Genomic DNA, 20,109 nt, shown 5'->3' with positions numbered 1-20,109 from the left:
TCCCTCACACCCCGAACAGGCCCCGGATCCAGGAGACGATCTGGGGGCCGCCGAAGACCAGCACGGTGCCGATCACGACGGCGACCATCCACCACCAGCTCAGGCGGCCGAACCAGGCCATGGCGCCGGAGACCATCACGGCGACCGCCGCCAGCGGCGTCAGGATGGCAACGAGTTGCTGCTGGGTCGCGTTGGCGCCCGTCGCGAACGGGCTTCCGGCCCAGACGATGTCGGCAGGTGCGGCCGCGAGCACGGCGACCAGCAGGCATCCGATCCATCGGATTCGGACGCCGAATCGCGCTGCGGGCCGGATGTGGTGGATCGAGCATGCGGTCATGGCGAGACTCCAGTGGCCGAGGAAGATCCCGCGGGCACTTGCCCAGACGGGGGCGCGAGAGAAACTGAAGCCGATGGGTCAATGCGCCGACGGCCGTCGTAGACGTCCCACCAGGGCGTCGGCGCCGCGCGCTTGCCGGCGGGGGCAGGGCCCTTGGTGGCCTGAGCGGCCATGGGCTTGGCCGCCGCGGTCTGGGCGGAGGTACGCGAGGTGGACGCGATCTCTCGCTGGATGGCCGCGATATCGCCGATCGTGCGAACACGCTGCGCCTCGGCTTCGGTCGCTGCCTGCATATCGGACGCGGCGAGCCGCTGAGCCTTACGGCGCGCGAGATCCTCCAATTGCGCTTGCGACTTTCCGAGCTCTTCGCGAAGGATCGCGATGCGGTCGTGGTCGCGCGCCGCCTGCTGCTGTGGACCGATGACTTGGGATGTGCCGGGCTCGGCCTGTGCCCACAGGGCGCAGGCGTGCGTCATCAAGCCAGCGACAACAAGCACGGGAGGCCAGGGCGCGTATCGGCCTTTGTCGGTCGCATGCCTGTGTTGAACATCGAGTGCTTGCATGGGCGCAATGTCCGCCTCCGCGCATGCGTGTGTCGACTATTGTTTGTGACAGTTGCATCGCAAAGCGAGGGCGGCGATATTCGTGAGCGACGCGGCATGGCGATCCATCACGGACCAACGAGGCAGGGCCGCCTGCGCCGGGATGGCCCTGTCGCAGTTTTCGGCGGCAGCCGCGCAGCGTGCCATGTGGTGTAGGGGACCCGCATGGTTCGCGTCGAAGCCTGAGGAGCAAGGCATGGGCAACGTGGTCATCTTCGGCAACCAGAAAGGTGGCGTCGGCAAGTCGACCCTGGCGGTGCTGTACGCATGCTGGCTGGCCGAGATGCGACGCCAATCGGTGTGTCTGATCGATCTCGACGCGCAGGCGAACAGCTCGAAATCGCTGCGCAGTTCCTCGGCGATCGCCGAGGCGGTGGAACTTTTCGGAGGGGACATCGGCGCGATCGTCCCGGCCCGCGCGCAGACCATTGCCCTGGTACCGCGCAGCAAGAAGCTGGCCGACGTCGAACTCGCGAGGGCGGAAGTCGTGATTCCCCCATTTCGCAGGAACGTGATTCGCCTGGCGCAGGAATTCGACGCAGTCGTGATCGACACGCCGCCAGCACTGGGCTTGCGCATGAGCGCGGCGCTGATCGCTGGCCATGCTGTGGCCTGCCCGATCGAGCTCGAGGAGTACAGCATCGATGGCGTCGCCGACATGCTCAGAACCATCTTTGGCGTCAGACAGCGCTACAACCCGCAACTGCGGCTGGCGGCCATCGTTTTGAACCGGTTCAATCCGCATTCGTCGCGGCAGAAGGCCGCGATGCAGGATCTGGCCTTGAACTTCCGGGAGTTCGTGATACCGGCACGGATCTCGACCCGCTTGGCCATTCCCGAGGCGCTGGCCGCGGGCGTGCCGGTATGGCGATTGCCCAAGAGCGCGGCCCGGGAGGCGAGCCTTGAGGTGATGCGGGTGTTCGAGTTGCTGCAGCAACGCATCGACGCCTCGAGCATGCCGGTGCCTGCGGACGAGCAGCCATGAATGCGCCCGACGGGCTGGACCTGAGTGTGCTGTCGCAGTTCAGGGCGGCTGATCTGCTCGCGGGCGAAGCGACCCCTGCGGGCGTGGGCACGCCGATGCAGGTGGCGCTCGATCGAATCGACCTCGACCCTCGCCAGCCACGCCGTCGCGTCCGGAGCGAACGCATCGAGGAACTTGCCGCATCGATCCGAGAGCATGGCGTGCTGGAGCCGGTATCGTTGCGATGCCATCCCGAACATGCGGACCGGTACATCGTCAACCGCGGCGAACGCAGGGTGCGCGCCGCGCGCCGGGCAGGGCTCGCCACAGTTCCGGCATTCGTGGACGAGCGGGTCGACCCGTTCGCCCAGGCCGCGGAGAACCTGCACCGCGAGGACATGTCGCCATTCGATCTGGCTTCCTTCATCGCCGACCGGGAACAGGAAGGCCATTCGCGCGCCGAGATCGCGCGACGCTTGGGCAAACCGCGTTCCTTCATCACCGAGGCCGCGCGGCTCAGCGACGCACCGCCGCAATTGCGGCAGGCGGTGGAGGACGGGCGGGTCGGAGGGGACGTGCGATTGCTCTACAAGTTGGTGGCCATCGCCAGCGATCGCCCGCACGAACTTGAGGAACTGCTGGCGCGGGGCGAGCCGATCGGACGTGCGCAGGCAAGACATCGCCCGCCGTCGTCCCAGTCCCTCCGCAGCTCGACGCCAGCGGCGCCCGGGAGCGGGCTTGCCAAGGTCATCAGCGCCGGCCGCACGGTGCTTGTGGTCGAGCATGGTGGACGGCGCGGATCGCTGCGCATCAAGGCGAAGGACGGCGACGTCGGGGAGGTCCGCTTCGGCGACGACACGCGTGCCTTGCTGCCGCTGGCGGACTTGCGGCTGGTGTGCTGGGCCACAGAAGATTAGGGACGCGGCCGTCGGTTGACGAGTTCTTGCGCCTGACGTGCGCGCGTCGCGGCGGGCGGTCTGGCGATGGGCAGTCGCTGTTGCGCCGGGTAAGACATGGGCCTGCTAGGCCACGCCCGCACCTTTCATCGTGGCGAGCCGCCGCCGGTATTCGCGCGGCGTCATCTGCAGGTCGCGAACGAAGGCTCTGCGCATCACCTCCTGGGACCCGTAGCCGCATTGCCCGGCGATGGTCTTGAGGGGAAGTGGGCTCGTTTCGAGCAAACGGCAGGCGGCGTCGAGGCGGAACTGCTGTACGCTCCGTCCGGGCGACAGACCCGTCGCGCGTTCGTAGAAGCGTGCGAAGGAGCGCGTGGACATGTGGATCTTCTGCGCCAATCGGGCGACGCTGAGGTTCTCTTGCAGGTGCGCCGCGATCCACAGATGCAGCGTGCCGATCCGCGCATCGCTCGTGGGTGGCTCGATCGGCACCCGGCGACGGCGTGGCATGCCGTAGCGACGGCTGCGTGATCCGGCAAGGCGCGCGGCGAGCATGTCCGCGAACGCGGCACCTCGATCCTCCGCGATCCACGACAGCGCCAGGTCTTCTCCCTGGTCCGGTTCGATGACGCGCCAGCCATGCGCTTTGGTGCAGGCCGCGGGCAGGTCTGCACGCTGCCCACGGCGCGGTGCCGGCGGCGCAGCGCGGCGTTGTCGCCGCACGGCGTGGACGTCTGGCGCACGCGGCAGCAAAGCTCGGGCGCCCAGGACGGCGCAGCGGCTCAATCGCCTCCGGTTCCGGGAGAGCCATTCGCGCAAATGCCGCACACCCGCCGGTCCAGCCGGGTCCGGATCGGGCTCGCCACTGATGAAGAGCGTGCTCGCCCGACCGACGAGCCTGTGCGGCAATGCACGCGTCGAGAGTGCCACGCCACTTGAACTCAGGGCTTGGCCGCCCGTTGCCGAGGCCAATCGAACGTCGTAGCCGACGAGCTTGCCGCGCGTCCTGCGCAAGGCGGCATTGGCGGCCTTGAAGACCGCGAGCACGCGGATGATGTCAAGAAGAAGGAATCCGGGAAGCAGCAGGAGCCAGACCTTGTGCATCGTGAGGAGCCACCGTAGGGAGGATCAATCAGGAATCTCACGACGCTGCGCCGCACCGCGCCAGTGCGCGAAGCGGGGGGCTCGCGAGATTGGCAGAAATGGTGGTGAATTTTGCCTCCGGGCTCGGCCGGGCGCTTCTAGACTGTCGCATCCTTTGCCTCCATCACATGCTGAGTGGCCACCGGGTGCAAACAGCAGGTCGGTCCAGTGCGGGTCGGTTCAAGGACTGGAGCCGCTGGCCTTCTCGCTTGGCGGACTCCACACCGGGATCCTCGATGGTGCTCGCGAAAAAGGTGGGGGTGCCGACGACGCAGGAAGCGCACCTATGAACGAGTGGACCCAGGATGTTCTCGGTCGGTTGAGCCAGGCAAACGAGCCTTCTGAGGTGCTCGCGCTGATCAGCGTGGCAACCAGGCACCTTGGCTTCGAGCACTGCGCCTACGGGCTGCGCACGCTCGTGCCCTTCACCCGGCAGAAGACCTTGATGTTCAGCACATACGACGAGCGGTGGAACCACCGTTACATCAACGCCGGATACCTCCAGGTCGATCCCACGGTCGCACACGGCGTGCACAGCGGGACGCCCATGATCTGGAGCAACGAAGTCTTTCGGGAGGCACCACAGATGTGGGATGAGGCGCGCTCGTTCGGCCTGCGCGTCGGCTGGGCGCAATCGGTCTTCGAGCCCGATGCGCGGATCGGCATGCTGACGCTTGCGAGGTCGAGCGAACCGCTGACGGCCGCGGAGATGCTCGCCAAGGACCCGTGGCTGCAGTGGCTGGTGCATACCGCCCACCGCGCGTTCTGCGGCCTCCTGGGAGGCAGCCCGCTGGAGCGGCTCGAATCGCTCACGAGACGGCAGGTGGAGGTGCTGTGCTGGACGGGCGATGGCAAGACAAGCGACGAGATCGCATCCATCCTTTGCATCTCGAAACCCACGGTTGAATTTCATTTGCAAAACGCAATGGCCAGATTGGGCGCGCCCACCAAGAGCTCGGCCGCAGCATTCGCTTCACGGCTGGGGCTCCTGAACTGAGTGGAGGGCCGCAGAGGGCGCGCCAGCCCGGCTGCAGGGGATTCAACCGGCCGCGTCGGCGTGCCGGTCTTGGCGCGGACACCAGCTCGTGTCCACGTCGATGAAACAGGCAAAGAGATGCTGGCCCTCGATCAGCACCGGCGGCGCCGCGCGGTGCACGGACAGGCCCGTGCGACGCAGGATGCGCTCGATGCCCATTGGCGAGGCGCTGATGAGCCGCCGTCCTCCCTGCTTGGCAACGGTCCGCATTGCGACGCTCAGCATGTCCAGCGCGAGCGACCAGCCATGTGGACTCTCGCCCGCGCCGAGCCGCATCCAGTCGTCAGCGGTAAATCGCGACAGTTCCCAGACGTCAGGCGAGCACGGCGCGGGCGTGTCGCCGAGCAGTTGAGGAAAAACACTGGCGAGCAGATAGGGCCGGTGCGTGGGCAAGAGGCGGCTCGTGCCGACAATCTCCCCTTCCGTGTTGCGCGCGATCAGATAGATGGTGTCCTTCCGGTCAAATTCGTCCAGCTCCAGCCGACCGCGCGTATCGAGCTTCCAGCCCAGCTTCTCGACGAAAACCTCGTGCCGGTAGCGCGCCATGTCGAACAGAACGTCCGCCGAGAAAGAGTCGATGGTTCCCGCAATGATCTTCATGAGGTCACCTCGTTGAATGAGGTCCGCATTACAGCGTGATGACAGGAGCGGGGACACTGTCAAAGTTGATAGGGCGGCGAACGTCGCGACGAGCGCTCCATCGAGCGCCTGCGAACCATGGCGGATGGAAAGTTCGGTCTTTTTACCTATGGCCGCCGCGCGGTCCAGACGGTGAAGGCACCGGCCGCGACGATCAGCAGCACGCCGACGGCGGCCTGGGGCCGAGGCACGTCGGCCCAGACGAAAAACCCCAGCAGCAGGGCCCAGACGATCAGGCTGTAGCGAAAAGGTGTGACGACCGAGAGATCGACGCCGCGGCAGGCGACGATGAGCGCGAAGTTGCCCAGCGCCGCGCAACCCGCCGCCGCCGCGAGCATGCCGAGCTCATACCGCGTGAGCGTCGTCCAGCGTTCCACGAGACCCAGCAGCAGGCCCGCAAGGCACACAGCGAGCGTGGTCGCGATCGCAATGGTCGACGAGGGGATCGTGGCGGGGATGCGCCGTGTCACCAGGTCGCGCGCAGCCAACGAGGCGGCGCACAACAGCGCACAGGCAAGACCGACTGCGGGGACATCCGGCCGAGCGGCCGGCTGGATGACCAGCAGGACACCACCAAATCCCGCGGCAGCAGCCAACAGACGCCCACCACGCCAGGGCTCCCACCGCAGCGCCATCGCCGTGGCGGCGATCATCAGTGGCGCGGTCATCATGAGCGTGCTTACAGTCGCAAGCGGCGCCAGCGACAGGGCGACCACGGAGGCGAGGGCCGTCGTGACCTCGAGTCCGCAGCGCACCCCCACGAGCGGGCGCAGTGCCATTCGCCAGCTACCGCGCGTGCCTCGCGCGATGGCCAGGACGAAGATGGTTGCGAACGCACCGCGCACGGCAAGAACCTGCCCGGGCGGCAAGCTCTGCGCGGCCAGCTTCACGAAGACATCGTTGAAGACGTAGCAGCCCATGGCCACCAGCATGAGCAGGATCCCCCGGCGATTGGCCTGTGCGCTAGCCATTGGCGGACGATGGCGGCGTCGGGGTGGTGTGCGGAGCCATAGGGTCGGATGGCGGCTCCGGGAGCACCGAAGCGCCAGCGACACTTGCATCCACGCCCGTGCCTGGCCGCGTGCCGAGCGGCGCACCGCAGCGCCTGAGAACATCCCACAGCGCCTGTGCCTTCAGCACGATCTCCTCGACTTCGGCATCGGGATCGGACATGGCGACGATGGCACCGCCAGCACCGATGGAGATCCGGCCGTTGGCCGATACCAGCGTGCGGATCACGATGTTGAGCTGGGCCGCGCCGTTGAGCGACAGATAGCCGATGCTGCCCGAATAGATGCCGCGGGCGGCCCCCTCGAATTCGTCCAGGATCTTCATCGTGCGCACCTTGGGGGCGCCGGTCATGGAGCCGCCGGGGAACGCAGCGCGCACACAGTCGATAGTCCCCAGGTCCGCTCGCAGCTTCCCGCGGATGGTGCTGACCAATTGGTGCACGGTGGCATAGGTCTCGACGGCGAACAGGCTCGGCACGTGAACGCTGTCGATCTCGCACACGCGGTTAAGGTCGTTGCGCAGCAAGTCGACAATCATCAGGTTCTCCGCGCGGGTCTTCTCGTCGGCGACCATGGCGTCTGCGATCGCGTCGTCTTCGGCCGGTGTCGCGCCGCGTGCGGCGGTCCCCTTGATGGGCTTCGATTCCACCTCCCGGTCGCCGGAGATGCGCAGGAAGAGTTCAGGCGAGGCGCACAGCACGGCATAGCCGCCGATGCGCAGGTAGGCCGCATAAGGTGCCGGATTGTGCTTGCGCAGGACCCGATAGACCTCCAGCGGTCGGATGCGTCCTTCACCGATCAGCTGGTTCGTGAGGCAGACCTCGTAGGTCTCGCCCTGCAGGAGCTCGTACTGGCAGCGCAGGATGAGCTCCCGGTAGGTCGCCAAGTCCACCTGCCAGGCCAATGAATGCAGCTCGCGGGCTGCGTTTGCGCCGTCCTCCGGCCTCGCCACCTGTGCTTCTTCCAGTCGCTCGCGCATGGCCTGCATCCAGCGGCGATTCTCATTGCATGGTGCCTCCTCATCGAGGCAGACGATCCAGACCTGCTGCTCGAGATGGTCGAAGGCAAGAAAGCGATCGGCGAGGATCCACATCGCGTCCGGGGTGTCCGCGTCGTGGGCGCGTGCACCGTCGAGCTCGCGCTTGAGCTCGTAGCCGAAGTAGCCTACGAAGCCACAGGCGAAGTCAAAGGGAAGTTTCGGGCCCGCTGGCGACTGGCCAGGGAGGTGGTCGCGCAGGTAGTCGAAGATGCTCTCATCTCGCACCTGGACGACGTTGCCCCGGCGCACCATCAGTTCGCGCGGTGCGGTACGGTAGTTCAGTACTTGGGTGCGCGGACCGCTCGCATCGCCCATGAAGGAGAAGCGCGCCCGCCCGGCTTCGGCGAGACTGCTGTCTAGCCAGAAAGCGCAATCGCTATGCGCAAACGAGCTCATGAACACGGCCTCGGCATCGGCCGCGGTGTCGATGCACTCGGCATGCAGCGACAACGCCTGCGGGCCTTCAAGGTGCAATGCGGGTCCGAAGCGATCCCGTGCCTCGCGTCGCGGCGCCTGCGCGAGCCATTCCAGCGTCAAGTCCCTGAAGTTGCGCAGTAGCCGCGCGCCGAATTCGGTGCAGATCGACTCCGGATGGAACTGCACCCCCCACCAGGGCAGCGAGACGTGGCGCAAGCCCATCAATGTGCCGTCGGATGTCCAGGCGAGCGGCTCCAGGGATGAGGGAAGCTGCGTGACCGCGAGGGAGTGGTAGCGGACCGCCTCGAAGCGGTCTGGAATGCCGGCGAAGAGATCGCGCTGCGCGTGCGACACACGATCGAGACGCCCGTGCATCGGCCGCACCGCCAGATCGACCCGGGCGCCGCAGTGGTGGGCGATGGCCTGGTGGCCGAGGCAGACGCCGAGCACGGGTTTGCGGGAACGCTGCAGCGCATCGGCCGAGATGCCGAGGTCGGCGCGTCGCTGCGGACGCCCGGGCCCCGGCGAGATCACGATGTTGTCGAAGTGCATGCGCTCAACCTCGTCCCAGTGCATCTCGTTGTTGCGCAGCACGATCGGTGGTTCGCCGTTGCAGGCCGCCAGGTACTGGTAGAGGTTGTAAGTGAACGAGTCGTAGTTGTCGATCAGCAGCGTGCGCATGGGATGCTCCTTGGCGGTAGGCGGTAGGCGGTAGGCGGTAGGCGGTAGGCGGAGCTGTGCATCGTTGAAGATCCCTGCCGACGTCGCAACTGCGCAATGTGCTAGTTGCTCGGCGTGGGCTGCTTGCCGAAGGGGCGCTGCAGGTCCCTGGTTGATGAGGGGCCACTCATCCTCTGCCCTGAACCCCGATCGCGGTGGGCAGGAACGTCTCCCATGCGGTCTCGCTGCCCGACGCTTCTCGTCTCATGGCCGGTGCGCGAACCCGATACTGCCGTCTGCGCCGACGCTCGCCGTCAGCCTGCGGCCAAGACGGGTTCGATCGACAAGGCCGCAGCCGATACGCGGGCGCTTCGACAATGCGCGGGTGATGACTGCGGCCGTCGTGAGCAGAAAAGTTGCGGATCGATCTGCGTACCGCACGGCGGTGTCAATCGAGGTCATGCCGAGCGATGCCTGCTCGAACGAGATGAAACACGCCGGCGCAGGGCGCGCTCTTCCCGCGACCTCGAGCCACTGCGCCGATGATGTTCCATGGGCCGTTGCCTGAGCGAGAAGGTGCGTCGCAGGCGGAACGAGCCGCCTTCACGCGAGTCCACTCCGGCTCCTCGAACACACGTCCCATGGACTTGTGCTGGGATTGCTTCTGTCACTGCTTGCCGGCGCGTGTGGAGGGGGAGCAGAGACGGTCCTTCCATGCCCGCTTCGGGACGCGCAGCCAAGCTGGGTTCCGGGCCAGCACAGGTCTGATGCAGCGATGAGGAGTTTTTGGAAGCGAGACGCCGCGCGCCATCAGGCCGGCCATCCGATTCGGGAGCACCTGAACGGCGACGAAGAGCTGCAGCTTCTTCACATGCATCCGGACCACACCCACATTCAGGTCTGGCTGCCTGGCGTGCAGCTGTCCGCCATGGCGCACTGGAAAGATGGAGGCAGCGCCCCTCAGGAAATGATGCTCGACGGCGTCCATGTGGATCTGAACTCCGATCTGGCGACGGTCTATCTGACGTGGCGATGCTGGGTGCCCAAGCGGTCAGGCATTCATCTGATGGAACTGCAGGTCGAGAACCCTTCGAGACTCCTGGAAGCAGGGCGCCAGCACGTCAACCATGACCGGTTGCCGGGAGCGCCAGCCAAGGGTTGAGTGAAGCAGAAACCATAGTTCGCCGCTATGAATTCAATTCACTCAATTGGGTTGATTGACGGAAGATCCAAACCTAGACTGGTCTCGGACCCCACGTGCGATCACCAACCAAAGGAGAACCCCTTGTCCGATGAAACAAAGTGCCCCTTCCCGGGCCACCAGCGTACACACAGCTTTGCCGGCGCTCCTGCGAATACAGACTGGTGGCCCAGCCAGCTGAACCTGAAGCTCCTGCACCAGCATTCCGCCGAGTCCGATCCCATGGGCGAAGCGTTCGACTACGCCGAGGAATTCAAGACCCTCGACCTTGATGCCGTGATCAAGGACCTCCATGCCCTGATGACCGATTCGCAGGACTGGTGGCCCGCCGACTACGGCCACTACGGACCTCTCTTCATCCGCATGGCCTGGCACTCCGCCGGCACGTACCGCATTGCGGACGGCCGCGGCGGCGGTGGCCACGGCGCTCAGCGCTTCGCGCCCCTGAACAGCTGGCCGGACAACGGCAACCTCGACAAGGCGCGCCGGCTGCTGTGGCCGATCAAGCAGAAATACGGCCGCAAGCTTTCGTGGGCCGACCTGATGATCCTGACCGGCAACGTCGCGCTGGAGTCCATGGGCTTCAAGACATTCGGCTTCGCCGGCGGCCGCCCCGACATCTGGGAGCCGGAAGACGACATCTTCTGGGGCCCCGAAGGCAAGTGGCTGGCCGATGAGCGCTACAGCGGAGACCGCGTGCTGGCCGGCCCGCTCGCCGCCGTGCAGATGGGCCTGATCTACGTGAACCCCGAAGGACCGAACGGCAACCCCGATCCGCTCGGCTCGGCCCGCGACATCCGCGAGACCTTCGCCCGCATGGCCATGAACGACGAGGAAACCGTGGCACTCACCGCCGGCGGCCACACCTTCGGCAAGGCCCACGGCGCGGGCGACCCGGGCCTGGTCGGCGCCGAACCCGAGGGAGCCGACATCGAGGAACTGGGCCTGGGATGGAAGAATGGCTTCGAAAGCGGCCTGGGTGTGCATGCCACCACCAGCGGTATCGAAGGCGCCTGGACCCCCACGCCCACGAAATGGGACAACAGCTACTTCGAGACGCTGTTCGGCTACGAATGGGAACTCACCAAGAGCCCGGCGGGCGCCAACCAGTGGAAGCCCAAGGGCAGCACGGGTGCGGGCACCGTGCCAGACGCGCACGATTCGGGCAAACGTCATGCCCCGATGATGACCACGGCCGACATGGCCATGCGCATGGACCCGGCCTACGAAAAAATCTCGCGCCGCTACATGGCGAATCCGGCGGAGTTCGCCGATGCGTTCGCCCGCGCCTGGTTCAAGCTGACGCACCGCGACATGGGGCCGCGCGCACGCTACCTCGGCGCGCTGGTGCCGAAGGAAGAGCTGATCTGGCAGGACCCGATTCCCGCCGTGAACCACCCGCTGGTCGATGACAAGGACGTCGCGGCCCTGAAGGCCAAGGTGCTCGCCTCTGGCTTGGGCATTGCGCAGCTCGTGGGCGCCGCATGGGCTTCGGCTTCGACCTTCCGCGGCAGCGACAAGCGCGGCGGTGCCAACGGTGCGCGCATCCGCCTCGCCCCGCAGAAAGACTGGGAAGTCAACCAGCCGGCCCAACTGGCGAAGGTGCTTTCGACGCTCGAAGGCATCCAGAAGGAATTCAACGGCGCGCAGTCCGGCGGCAAGAAGATCTCGCTCGCCGACCTGATCGTGCTGGCCGGCAACGCAGCGGTCGAGGCCGCGGCGAAGAAGGCCGGACAGGACGTGACGGTGCCTTTCTCGCCGGGCCGCGGGGACGCTTCGCAGGAGCAGACCGACGTCGAATCCTTCGCACCCCTGGAGCCGCAGGCCGACGGGTTCCGCAACTATCTGAAGAAGGGTATCGACTCGGCCACCGCCGCCGGCCTGCTGCTCGACAAGGCGCAGCTGCTGACCCTGAGCGCGCCCGAGCTGACGGTCCTGGTCGGTGGCCTGCGCGCCCTGAACGCGAACGTCGGGCAGTCGCAAAACGGTGTGTTCACCAAGCGTCCGGAGACTCTCAGCAATGATTTCTTCGTGAACCTGCTCGACATGAACACCGGGTGGAAGAAGTCAACGACGGCTGAAGGCGTGCTGGAAGGCCGCGACCGGAAGACGGGCGAACTCAAGTGGACGGGCACCGTCGTCGACCTCGTGTTCGGCTCCAACTCGCAGTTGCGCGCGCTCGCGGAAGTCTATGGGGCCAGCGACTCGCAGAAGGCCTTCGTACGGGACTTCGTGGCCGCCTGGACCAAGGTGATGAACCTCGATCGCTTCGACCTCAAGAAGTGATCGGGCGGTGATTGAAGGCGACCGGTTCCGGTCGCCGCCGAGTGAGTGACAGCAGTGCAGCCCCGGCCTGGTTTCGGATGATCCCGAACCAGGCCGGGGCGCATCCAAAAAAATGACGGCAGGAGACAACCATGCTAGTCGTGAAGAAGGCGCCTGCGGAGTCGATGGAATTCTTCCAGCCCGAGCAGTGGATGCATCTGCTCGAGCAGCTCGACATCATCCTGGCGACGGTGCAAACCGACGACACCAATCCCATACTTCGCCGTTTCGGCGTGCGCCGGCGCTCTGCCATATTCCGTCGCCTGATGCAGGAGCGATGGCGTCTCGTCAAGGAGATGGAAGCATTCGGCCAGGCCGGACTTCTCGCCTTCGCGAAGAACCAGATGCTGGACGCATCGCCGTCGCGCCGCCATCTCGACGTCGAGTTCAAGCTCCTGGGCGAAGCGTTCGATCAGTGCTCCAAAGACCTGTCGCCCGATACGCAGGCCGCGCTGAGAAAGTGGCTGCTCGCGCGCTCGCACATGCATCAGGAGCACGCAAGGTTTCTGGAGACCTACTGACGGGCGCGGTGTGGAGGCTGCTACTGTTGTCGGTAACGGCTATCGGCCTTCAACACCAGGAGCTTCCATGAAACCCCAGCCCATCGAATACGCCAATGCCTCCGACGAAGTCAGGGCTGTCTTCGACGACATCAAGACCTCGCGCAACGTGCCCGACGTCAACAACTTCTGGAAGTACCTGGCCAACGACCCCGTGGCGCTCAGGCGCACCTGGGGGAGCCTGAAGGAAGTGATGGCACCGGGCGCGCTCGACCCGGTGGTGAAGGAGATGGTCTACCTTGCCGTGAGCGTCACCAACAACTGCGGCTACTGCATCGCGAGCCATCACGCCGGCGCCGAGAAGGCCGGCATGACGCCCGCGATGTTCGCCGAGCTGATGAGCGTGGTCGGCATGGCCAACGAGACCAACCGGCTCGTCAATGGCTACCGCGTGCCGATCGATCCGGCGTTCGACAAGTAAAACCGATCAGCCGATCGTCATCAGGCTCGCGTTGCCGCCGGCGGCCGCCGTGTTGATGCTGAGCGCACGCTCCACCACCAGGCTTTCGAGCGGAATGTCCGCATCGCCGGGCGCAAAGGCGCGCACGCCGACGATCGGGCCCGGCCGCGCTGCGATGCGCTGCATCACGCCCGACAGGCTCTGCATGCTGCCGTGGTGCAGTGCGGCGTCGAACATCACCGTGTCGGAAGCCCAGTCATTCGCGATGGCCACGCACTGCTGCACCTCGGCCGGCAGCGATGCGCGAAGGCTTTGCGCGGCGGCATTGGCGGGCCAGATCGCGGTGCTGCCCACCGACAGCACTGCGGCCAGCTGCACCAGCCGGTCGGCTTCCGTATCCGCTCCCGAGTCAACCAGGCACAGCACCGCCTCGCGCGGCTCCAGCGTGTAGACGTTGCGCTCGCCGGTCGGGCCGGCCAGCGTACGCGAACTGCCTGAGCGCGACTGTTCGGCGAAGCGCGCGCATTGCGCCGCCAGCGCGGGGCGGTCGGTGGCTTCGGCCCAACGTGACAGTGCTGACAGCCCGGCCCGTGAGGCAACAGCACCACCTCCCACCGCGCGCTCCATTGCATCGTCCGGCCGCGCCGACAGCATGCGCAGCATGTACAGCGGACCACCAGCCTTCGGCCCCGTGCCCGACAGCCCCTCGCCGCCGAACGGCTGCACGCCCACCACCGCGCCGACGATGTTGCGGTTCACATAGACATTGCCCGCCTTGGCGTGCTCCACGATCTGCGCGATGGTTTCGTCGATGCGTGTGTGCACGCCCAGCGTCAGCCCGTAGCCCGTGCCGTTGATCTGCCCGATCAGCGCGCCCAGGTCGCGGCGGCGGTAGCGCACGACATGCAGCACCGGTCCGAACACTTCGCGCTGCAGCTCCGCGATGCTGTCGAGCTCGATCAGCGTCGGCATCACGTAGGTGCCGTTGCGCGTGTCGTGTGCGTACTCGCGGCCCTGGCGATAGACCTTGCGGCCCTTCGAGCGCATGGTCGCGATGTGGCGCTCGATGCCGTCGCGCGCTTCGGCGTCGATCACCGGGCCCACGTCCACGGCCAGCCGCGCGGGGTTGCCGATGCAGGCTTCGGCCATCGCGCCCTTGAGCATCTCCAGCAGCCGGTCGGCTGCTTCCTCCTGCACGCACAGCACGCGCAGCGCCGAGCAGCGCTGGCCGGCGCTGTCGAAGGCAGAGGCCATCACGTCGGTGACGACCTGTTCCACGAGCGCGGACGAGTCGACGATCATCGCGTTCTGTCCGCCGGTTTCCGCGATGAGCGGCACCGGCGCGCCATGCGCGCCGAGCCGCTGCGAGAGCGTCTTCTGCAGGATGCGCGCAACCTCGGTCGAGCCGGTGAACATCACGCCCTGCACGCGCGCGTCGGCCACCAGCGCGGCGCCGACGGTTTCGCCGCGACCCGGCAGCAGTTGCACAGCGGCATGCGGCACGCCGGCTTCCCACAGCGCGCGCACAGCTTCGGCCGCCACCAGCGGCGTCTGTTCGGCGGGCTTGGCCAGCACGGGGTTGCCCGCCGCAAGCGCGGCCGCCACCTGGCCGGTGAAGATCGCCAGCGGAAAGTTCCACGGGCTGATGCACACCATCGGGCCGAGCGCGCGGTGCGTGTCGTTCGAGAAATCGCTGCGTGCCTGCGCCGCGTAGTAGCGCAGGAAGTCGACCGCCTCGCGCACTTCGGCGATGGCGTTGGCATAGGTCTTTCCGGCCTCGCGCGTCAGCAGGCCGAGCAGGCGGGGCATGCCTTCTTCGAGCTTGCCGGCGGCGCGGTCGAGCAGGGCGGCGCGCTCGGCAGGCGGCGTGGCGGCCCATGCCGGGGCGATGTCATGGGCATGGGCAATGGCCGATTCGACATCGGCCAGCGTGGCTTCCTGCACCCGTCCGACGATGTCGCGGTGGTCGGCGGGGTTCAGCACGCTGACCGCTTCGCCAGCTGGCGCTGCTTCGGCGAGCATCGGCGCTGCATGCCAGCTTTCACCGGCGCTGCCGGCGAGCACATGGCCCAGCGCGCGCAGGCTGTCGTCGTTCGCCAGGTCGAGCCCCTGCGAGTTGGCACGCTGCGTTCCATACAGCGCCGCGGGCAGCGCAATGGCCGGATGCGGCAGGCCCATCGTGCCCTCCTGCTGCGCCATGCGTTCCACCGTGGCGACCGGGTCTTCCACCAGCGCATCGAGCGAGATCGTCGGGTCCGCGATGCGGTTCACGAACGAAGTGTTCGCGCCGTTCTCCAGCAGGCGGCGCACAAGATAGGCCAGCAGCGTCTCGTGCGTGCCCACCGGCGCATAGATGCGGCAAGGCCGACCGAGCGGGCCGACCACCTGCTCGTACAGCGGCTCGCCCATGCCGTGCAGGCACTGGAATTCGTACTGCCCCGGCTTGTAGCGCGACGGGTCGGCCGCCGTGTAGATGGCGGCCAGCGTGTGCGCGTTGTGCGTGGCGAACTGCGGGTACACGGCCTCCGGCGCATCGAGCAGCTTGCGTGCGCAGGCGAGGTACGACACGTCGGTGTAGGCCTTGCGCGTGTAGACCGGGTAGCCGTCGAGTCCGTCGATCTGCGCGCGCTTGATTTCGCTATCCCAGTACGCGCCTTTCACCAGCCGCACCATCAGCCGGTGCCGGCTGCGGCGGGCGAGATCGATCACGAAGTCGATCACGAACGGGCAGCGCTTTTGATAAGCCTGGATCACGAAGCCGATGCCGTTCCAGCCCGCGAGCGCCGGCTCGAAGCAAAGGCGCTCCAGCAGGTCGAGCGAGAGTTCGAGCCGGTCGGCTTCCTCTGCGTCGATGTTCAGGCCGATGTCGTACTGCTGCGCCAGCAGCGCAAGCTCGCGCAGCACCGGGTACAGCTCGGCCATCACGCGTGAATGCTGCGCGCGGCTGTAGCGCGGATGCAGCGCCGACAGCTTGATCGAGATGCCCGGCCCCTCGTACACGCCGCGATGGTTCGATGCCTTGCCGATCGCGTGGATCGCCTCTTCGTACGCGACGCGGTAGCGCTTCGCGTCTTCCATGGTGAGCGCAGCCTCGCCGAGCATGTCGTACGAATAGCGAAAGCCCCCGGCCTCCAGTTCGCGCGCGTTGCCCAGCGCTTGCGCGATGGTTTCGCCGGTGACGAACTGCTCGCCCATCATCCGCATCGCCATGTCCACGCCCTTGCGGATCAGCGGCTCGCCGCCCTTGCCGATCAGGCGCGTGAGCACGGCCGACAGGCTGGTTTCGCTGTGCGTGGCCACGAGCTTGCCCGTCAGCAGCAGGCCCCAGGTCGCGGCGTTGACGAACACCGACGGGCTACGGCCCGCATGCGACTGCCATTGGCCGTGCGCGATCTTGTCGCGGATCAGCGCGTTGCGCGTCTCGGCGTCGGGGATGCGCAGCAGCGCCTCGGCCAGGCACATCAGCGCCACGCCTTCCTGCGACGACAGCGCGTATTCCTGCAGCAGGCCCTGCACGAGGCCGGCACGGCCGCCTGCGTTCTTGCGCTCGCGCAACTGCTGGGCGATGCGGTAGGCGAGTTCCTGGGCTTCCTCGGCCTGGCCGCTTGGCAGGCGCGCCTGTGCGAGGAGCGGCGGCAGCGCCTGCGGTTCGGCGCGGCGCCAGGCTGCGGTGATCTGCTCGCGCAGCGCTGAGGAGGGCTCGGACAAGCCATCGGCAAACGCCGCGAAGGAAGAGGGCAGGGGGTCGGCGCTGGTGGTGCTCATGAGTGGCTCGTGCTGGTGATATGTTGGATGATCCGCGTCCTTGTGGCGAATTTGTGTTCGAAGAGAGGCGCTTTGGTAGAGCAAATCGCTAGGTCAGTCAGGTTCACAGCTTGTGGCGGGCAGAGAATCCGCGTTCCGTCCCTGGAGTCTCGCGAACATGCACAGCTACAGATGGTCCCTTCCTTTTCTGATGGCCGTATGCCTGCCGGCATCCTGGCCGGCGCACGCGGCGGCAGCCGACCCCTCCGCCTGCACGTCTTCGGCGGCCACGGACTGCTTGCGCAGCTTCACGCCGGCCGGTGCCGGAGGCGTGCTGCACTACTACTCGTCGCTCGCTCCGGATGCTCCGACGGCAACCACCGGGCCGACGAAGGCGCTCATCGCCATGCATGGCCATTCGCGCGACGCCAACAAGACATTCGAGGCAACGCTGCGCACCGTCCGCAACGCCGGTGCGCTGGACGACACGCTGGTGGTCGCGCCGCTCTTCCAGGTGCCTGCCGACAAGGCTGCCAGCCGGTGCAACTCGCCGGGCCTGCCCGCGCCGCAGCCCGGCGACCTGCTGTGGACCTGCGGCTCATGGCTCGAAGGCGGCCGCTCGGCGTCGGGCAGCCGCATCGGCTCGTTCGCGGTCATGGACGCGCTCGTGGCCGAACTGGTGCAGCGCTGGCCGAGCCTGCGCACCGTCACCATCGCCGGCTTCTCGGCCGGCGGGCAGTTCGCGCAGCGCTATGCCGCCTTCGCGCAGAACGGCGGCACGGCGGGCAAGGTGGCCATGCGCTACGTGGTCGCCGATCCGAGCACGTGGCTCTATTTCGATCCGGTGCGCCCGCAGCTGTCGTCCGACGGTGCGTCAGTCTCGGGCTTCGCGGTGCCCGATGCCGCGGCGTGCCCTGAGATGAACCGCTGGAAGTACGGCACCGACGACCTGCCAGCGCACCTCGGGCGCAGTGCCGCGCAGGCGCGCCGGCAGTATGCGGAAGCCGACATCAGCTACCTCGAAGGCGAACTGGACAGCAACGATGCGCGGGGCACGGCCTACCGCGTGCTCGACAAGTCCTGTGCGGCCGCCGCTCAAGGCCCGTTCCGCCTGCAGCGCGGCCTTGCCTACGCGCAGTACGACCGCACGCTGCTCGCGCCGGCCAAGCGCCGCGAGGTCGTGGTGGTGCCGGGCTGCGCGCACGACGTGGCGTGCGTCTTTCCGTCAGAAGCGGCGCGTGCCGCGTTGATCGGCCCTCCGCGCTGAGGGCGGTTCGCCGGGAGGCTTGACGCATTTTCCTTTATGGTGGATATTTAATCCAATATGAAGGAAATAGAAGAAACACCGTCCGGCCTGAACGACCGCATCGCGCAGCGCGTGCGCGACCTGCGTGCGCAACGCGGCCTCTCGCTCGATGCGCTGGCCACGCACTGCGGCGTCAGCCGTTCCATGATCTCGCTGATAGAGCGAGGCGAAAGCAGCCCCACCGCCGTGCTGCTCGAAAAGCTCGCGACGGGTCTCGGCGTGTCGCTGGCCTCGCTGTTCGAGGTGCCCGCGCCCGCCGCCGATCCGGTGTCGCGCCTGGCCAGCCAGCTGCAGTGGCGCGACCCGCACTCCGGCTATGTGCGGAGGAACGTCTCGCCGGGCAGCTTTGCATCGCCCATCCAGATCGTCGAGGTGCTGTTTCCGCCCAAGGCCCGCGTGGCTTATGAAACCGCGGCGCGCGAGCCGGTCATCCACCAGCAGGTGTGGGTGCTCGACGGCGTCATCGAACTCACGCTGGGCGACGACCAGCATCGGCTCGCCACCGGCGATTGCCTGGCGATGGTGCTCGACCGCCCCATGAGCTACTACAACCCCTCGCGCACTACCACCCGCTACGCCGTCGTGATCGCGACCGTGCCCTCTTCGTGGAGATGAACAACATGACGAATTTCGAAGCGCCCCGCATCCATGTCCTTTCTACTGTGAGCGATGCCCAGGTCCAGGCGCTGGCCGACCTGTTGATCGATTGCGTCGAGGGCGGCGCGTCTGTCAGCTTCATGCTCCCGCTGGCCCGCGAGCGCGCCCTCGCGTTCTGGCGGAAGGTGGCCGACGGCGTGGCGCGCGGCGAACGTGCATTGCTCGTGGCTGAAGACGCCGAGGGCCTCCTCGGAACAGTGCAGATCGTGCTCGACCAGCCCGAGAACCAGCCTCACCGCGCAGAGGTCTCGAAGATGCTGGTGTACCGCAGGGCGCGGCGCCGGGGCATCGGCGCGCTGCTGATGCAGGCCGCCGAGGACCAGGCGCATGCGCACGGCAAGACCTTGCTGGTGCTCGACACGTCGAGCGCCGAAGCCGAGCGGCTCTATGCCCGCATGGGCTGGCAGCGCGTGGGCGTGATCCCCGGATTCGCATTGCTGCCGGAGGGCGAACCGTGCAGCACCACCTTCTTCTATCGCGCGCTGCAGGCCCGCGCACAGGTACCGGCGGCAGGCTGAGCCGGACAGATTTGTATCGCACCTTGTCTGGCACGCGGCCAGATACGGAGCGCGACCATTCAGTGCCTGCCCCGACACACTGCGAAGGCAGGTGCTGCGATGCAATGGGTGCTTCATCCACTCGACACGAAGCCCGCCATGACCATGCACTCGTTCCATCGTCCATCAGGCCGCGCGCTGGCCGCCGTCCTGATGCTGACCGCAGCCTTCGCCGCGCAGGCACAGTCGTCTTCCGCGGCAACCGATCCACGCGGCCGCTGGATCACCGCGAACGGCAACCTCGAAGTGGAGCTCGCACCGTGCGGCACCGCGCTGTGCGGCACCGTCACCAAGGTCCTCGGCAATCGATCGATGGCGCCCGGCGGCGGCGACATGCAACCCGCCGACAGCCGACCGGCCCTCGGCATGACGCTGCTGAAAGACTTCACGCCAGTCGATGCGACCGATCCGTCCCGGCCACCCACCGAATGGGCCGGGCAGATATACAACCGCGAGAACGGCAAGACCTACAGCTGCAACATGTCGGTCAGCACCACCGGCAATCCGGCGGGCGAGCTGCTGCTGCGTGCGTACGTCGGGCTGCCGCTGTTCGGCAAGACACAACGCTGGGTGCGTGCCGCGTCGGACAACTGAGTTGCCATGCGCGGCCGGTCGG

Annotated in this window: 18 protein-coding genes; 11 read left to right on the top strand and 7 right to left on the bottom strand. The window is 66.9% G+C overall.

The window, feature by feature from the left end; genetic code table 11:
* Positions 1–4 precede the first annotated feature (4 nt).
* Complete coding sequence (locus ACZYSP_RS12665) at positions 5–337, bottom strand: TrbC/VirB2 family protein (protein ID WP_489014450.1); 333 nt, start codon at positions 335–337, stop codon at positions 5–7.
* Positions 334–900, bottom strand: coding sequence for a hypothetical protein (locus ACZYSP_RS12660; protein WP_489014448.1), 567 nt, complete (start codon positions 898–900; stop codon positions 334–336). The genes ACZYSP_RS12665 and ACZYSP_RS12660 overlap by 4 nt, the downstream gene beginning before the upstream one ends.
* A 235-nt stretch (positions 901–1,135) precedes the next feature.
* On the opposite strand from ACZYSP_RS12660, the gene ACZYSP_RS12655 reads away from it, so the two are divergent.
* The gene (locus ACZYSP_RS12655; RefSeq protein WP_489014446.1) at positions 1,136–1,924 is read left to right on the top strand and encodes a ParA family protein; all 789 of its coding nucleotides are present in this window, start codon (positions 1,136–1,138) and stop codon (positions 1,922–1,924) included.
* Complete coding sequence (locus ACZYSP_RS12650) at positions 1,921–2,820, top strand: ParB/RepB/Spo0J family partition protein (protein ID WP_489014444.1); 900 nt, start codon at positions 1,921–1,923, stop codon at positions 2,818–2,820. Before ACZYSP_RS12655 ends, ACZYSP_RS12650 begins: the two co-directional genes overlap by 4 nt.
* Positions 2,821–2,925: 105 nt before the next feature.
* Here ACZYSP_RS12650 and ACZYSP_RS12645 read toward each other — a convergent pair whose 3' ends face one another.
* Positions 2,926–3,903, bottom strand: coding sequence for a helix-turn-helix domain-containing protein (locus tag ACZYSP_RS12645; protein ID WP_489014442.1), 978 nt, complete (start codon positions 3,901–3,903; stop codon positions 2,926–2,928).
* Positions 3,904–4,228: 325 nt separating this feature from the next.
* Between ACZYSP_RS12645 and ACZYSP_RS12640 the strand changes: the two genes are divergently transcribed.
* A complete protein-coding gene (locus tag ACZYSP_RS12640) occupies positions 4,229–4,939 on the top strand; it encodes an autoinducer binding domain-containing protein (RefSeq protein WP_489014440.1) in 711 nt (236 codons plus the stop codon).
* A gap of 42 nt (positions 4,940–4,981) precedes the next feature.
* Here ACZYSP_RS12640 and ACZYSP_RS12635 read toward each other — a convergent pair whose 3' ends face one another.
* From ACZYSP_RS12635 to pabB, 3 genes are all read right to left on the bottom strand, one after another.
* Entirely contained in the window at positions 4,982–5,578 is a 597-nt protein-coding gene (locus tag ACZYSP_RS12635; RefSeq protein ID WP_307613883.1) for an acyl-homoserine-lactone synthase, read from the bottom strand.
* Between the two features lie 146 nt (positions 5,579–5,724).
* Positions 5,725–6,588, bottom strand: a complete 864-nt coding sequence (locus ACZYSP_RS12630; RefSeq protein ID WP_256328765.1) for a DMT family transporter — start codon at positions 6,586–6,588, stop codon at positions 5,725–5,727.
* A complete protein-coding gene (gene pabB / locus ACZYSP_RS12625) occupies positions 6,581–8,764 on the bottom strand; it encodes an aminodeoxychorismate synthase component I (RefSeq protein WP_489014437.1) in 2,184 nt (727 codons plus the stop codon). Before pabB ends, ACZYSP_RS12630 begins: the two co-directional genes overlap by 8 nt.
* A 754-nt stretch (positions 8,765–9,518) precedes the next feature.
* On the opposite strand from pabB, the gene ACZYSP_RS12620 reads away from it, so the two are divergent.
* The 4 genes from ACZYSP_RS12620 to ACZYSP_RS12605 all read left to right on the top strand — a co-directional run bounded on the left by ACZYSP_RS12620 (position 9,519) and on the right by ACZYSP_RS12605 (position 13,250).
* On the top strand, positions 9,519–9,905 hold the full coding sequence (locus ACZYSP_RS12620; RefSeq protein WP_093076042.1) for a DUF2169 domain-containing protein: 387 nt from the start codon (positions 9,519–9,521) through the stop codon (positions 9,903–9,905).
* A gap of 123 nt (positions 9,906–10,028) precedes the next feature.
* Positions 10,029–12,230, top strand: a complete 2,202-nt coding sequence (katG, locus tag ACZYSP_RS12615) for a catalase/peroxidase HPI (RefSeq protein WP_093076040.1) — start codon at positions 10,029–10,031, stop codon at positions 12,228–12,230.
* Between the two features lie 131 nt (positions 12,231–12,361).
* A complete protein-coding gene (locus ACZYSP_RS12610; protein WP_093076038.1) occupies positions 12,362–12,790 on the top strand; it encodes a hypothetical protein in 429 nt (142 codons plus the stop codon).
* A gap of 67 nt (positions 12,791–12,857) precedes the next feature.
* Positions 12,858–13,250, top strand: a complete 393-nt coding sequence (locus tag ACZYSP_RS12605) for a carboxymuconolactone decarboxylase family protein (protein ID WP_093076036.1) — start codon at positions 12,858–12,860, stop codon at positions 13,248–13,250.
* 6 nt (positions 13,251–13,256) lie between these two features.
* On the opposite strand, the gene putA is transcribed toward ACZYSP_RS12605, so the two are convergent.
* On the bottom strand, positions 13,257–16,994 hold the full coding sequence (gene putA / locus ACZYSP_RS12600) for a trifunctional transcriptional regulator/proline dehydrogenase/L-glutamate gamma-semialdehyde dehydrogenase (protein WP_489014433.1): 3,738 nt from the start codon (positions 16,992–16,994) through the stop codon (positions 13,257–13,259).
* A 157-nt stretch (positions 16,995–17,151) separates the two neighbouring features.
* Between putA and ACZYSP_RS12595 the strand changes: the two genes are divergently transcribed.
* The 4 genes from ACZYSP_RS12595 to ACZYSP_RS12580 all read left to right on the top strand — a co-directional run bounded on the left by ACZYSP_RS12595 (position 17,152) and on the right by ACZYSP_RS12580 (position 20,087).
* Entirely contained in the window at positions 17,152–18,240 is a 1,089-nt protein-coding gene (locus ACZYSP_RS12595) for a hypothetical protein (protein WP_489014431.1), read from the top strand.
* Between the two features lie 57 nt (positions 18,241–18,297).
* Positions 18,298–18,894 carry a helix-turn-helix domain-containing protein gene (locus ACZYSP_RS12590; protein ID WP_093076031.1) on the top strand — a complete coding sequence of 199 codons (597 nt, stop codon included), beginning with the start codon at positions 18,298–18,300 and terminating at the stop codon, positions 18,892–18,894.
* Between the two features lie 5 nt (positions 18,895–18,899).
* Positions 18,900–19,454 carry a GNAT family N-acetyltransferase gene (locus ACZYSP_RS12585; protein WP_371258800.1) on the top strand — a complete coding sequence of 185 codons (555 nt, stop codon included), beginning with the start codon at positions 18,900–18,902 and terminating at the stop codon, positions 19,452–19,454.
* Positions 19,455–19,553: 99 nt separating this feature from the next.
* Positions 19,554–20,087 (top strand): DUF2147 domain-containing protein, encoded by a 534-nt coding sequence (locus ACZYSP_RS12580; RefSeq protein ID WP_256216712.1) that lies wholly within the window; start codon positions 19,554–19,556, stop codon positions 20,085–20,087.
* Positions 20,088–20,109 lie beyond the last annotated feature (22 nt).

The organism is Variovorax sp. F042, assembly GCF_057814215.1.
The sequence above is the reverse complement of the archived record's forward strand: the minus strand, read 5'-3'. Positions and strand labels throughout refer to the sequence as shown.

What these genes read in the sequence shown, in the direction of transcription:
- ACZYSP_RS12665 (WP_489014450.1), bottom strand. Translation starts at nt 337, where the DNA reads ATGACCGCATGCTCGATCCACCACATCCGGCCCGCAGCGCGATTCGGC.
- ACZYSP_RS12660 (WP_489014448.1), bottom strand. Translation starts at nt 900, where the DNA reads ATGCAAGCACTCGATGTTCAACACAGGCATGCGACCGACAAAGGCCGA.
- ACZYSP_RS12655 (WP_489014446.1), top strand. Translation starts at nt 1,136, where the DNA reads ATGGGCAACGTGGTCATCTTCGGCAACCAGAAAGGTGGCGTCGGCAAG.
- ACZYSP_RS12650 (WP_489014444.1), top strand. Translation starts at nt 1,921, where the DNA reads ATGAATGCGCCCGACGGGCTGGACCTGAGTGTGCTGTCGCAGTTCAGG.
- ACZYSP_RS12645 (WP_489014442.1), bottom strand. Translation starts at nt 3,903, where the DNA reads ATGCACAAGGTCTGGCTCCTGCTGCTTCCCGGATTCCTTCTTCTTGAC.
- ACZYSP_RS12640 (WP_489014440.1), top strand. Translation starts at nt 4,229, where the DNA reads ATGAACGAGTGGACCCAGGATGTTCTCGGTCGGTTGAGCCAGGCAAAC.
- ACZYSP_RS12635 (WP_307613883.1), bottom strand. Translation starts at nt 5,578, where the DNA reads ATGAAGATCATTGCGGGAACCATCGACTCTTTCTCGGCGGACGTTCTG.
- ACZYSP_RS12630 (WP_256328765.1), bottom strand. Translation starts at nt 6,588, where the DNA reads ATGGCTAGCGCACAGGCCAATCGCCGGGGGATCCTGCTCATGCTGGTG.
- pabB (WP_489014437.1), bottom strand. Translation starts at nt 8,764, where the DNA reads ATGCGCACGCTGCTGATCGACAACTACGACTCGTTCACTTACAACCTC.
- ACZYSP_RS12620 (WP_093076042.1), top strand. Translation starts at nt 9,519, where the DNA reads ATGAGGAGTTTTTGGAAGCGAGACGCCGCGCGCCATCAGGCCGGCCAT.
- ACZYSP_RS12610 (WP_093076038.1), top strand. Translation starts at nt 12,362, where the DNA reads ATGCTAGTCGTGAAGAAGGCGCCTGCGGAGTCGATGGAATTCTTCCAG.
- ACZYSP_RS12605 (WP_093076036.1), top strand. Translation starts at nt 12,858, where the DNA reads ATGAAACCCCAGCCCATCGAATACGCCAATGCCTCCGACGAAGTCAGG.
- putA (WP_489014433.1), bottom strand. Translation starts at nt 16,994, where the DNA reads ATGAGCACCACCAGCGCCGACCCCCTGCCCTCTTCCTTCGCGGCGTTT.
- ACZYSP_RS12595 (WP_489014431.1), top strand. Translation starts at nt 17,152, where the DNA reads ATGCACAGCTACAGATGGTCCCTTCCTTTTCTGATGGCCGTATGCCTG.
- ACZYSP_RS12590 (WP_093076031.1), top strand. Translation starts at nt 18,298, where the DNA reads ATGAAGGAAATAGAAGAAACACCGTCCGGCCTGAACGACCGCATCGCG.
- ACZYSP_RS12585 (WP_371258800.1), top strand. Translation starts at nt 18,900, where the DNA reads ATGACGAATTTCGAAGCGCCCCGCATCCATGTCCTTTCTACTGTGAGC.
- ACZYSP_RS12580 (WP_256216712.1), top strand. Translation starts at nt 19,554, where the DNA reads ATGCAATGGGTGCTTCATCCACTCGACACGAAGCCCGCCATGACCATG.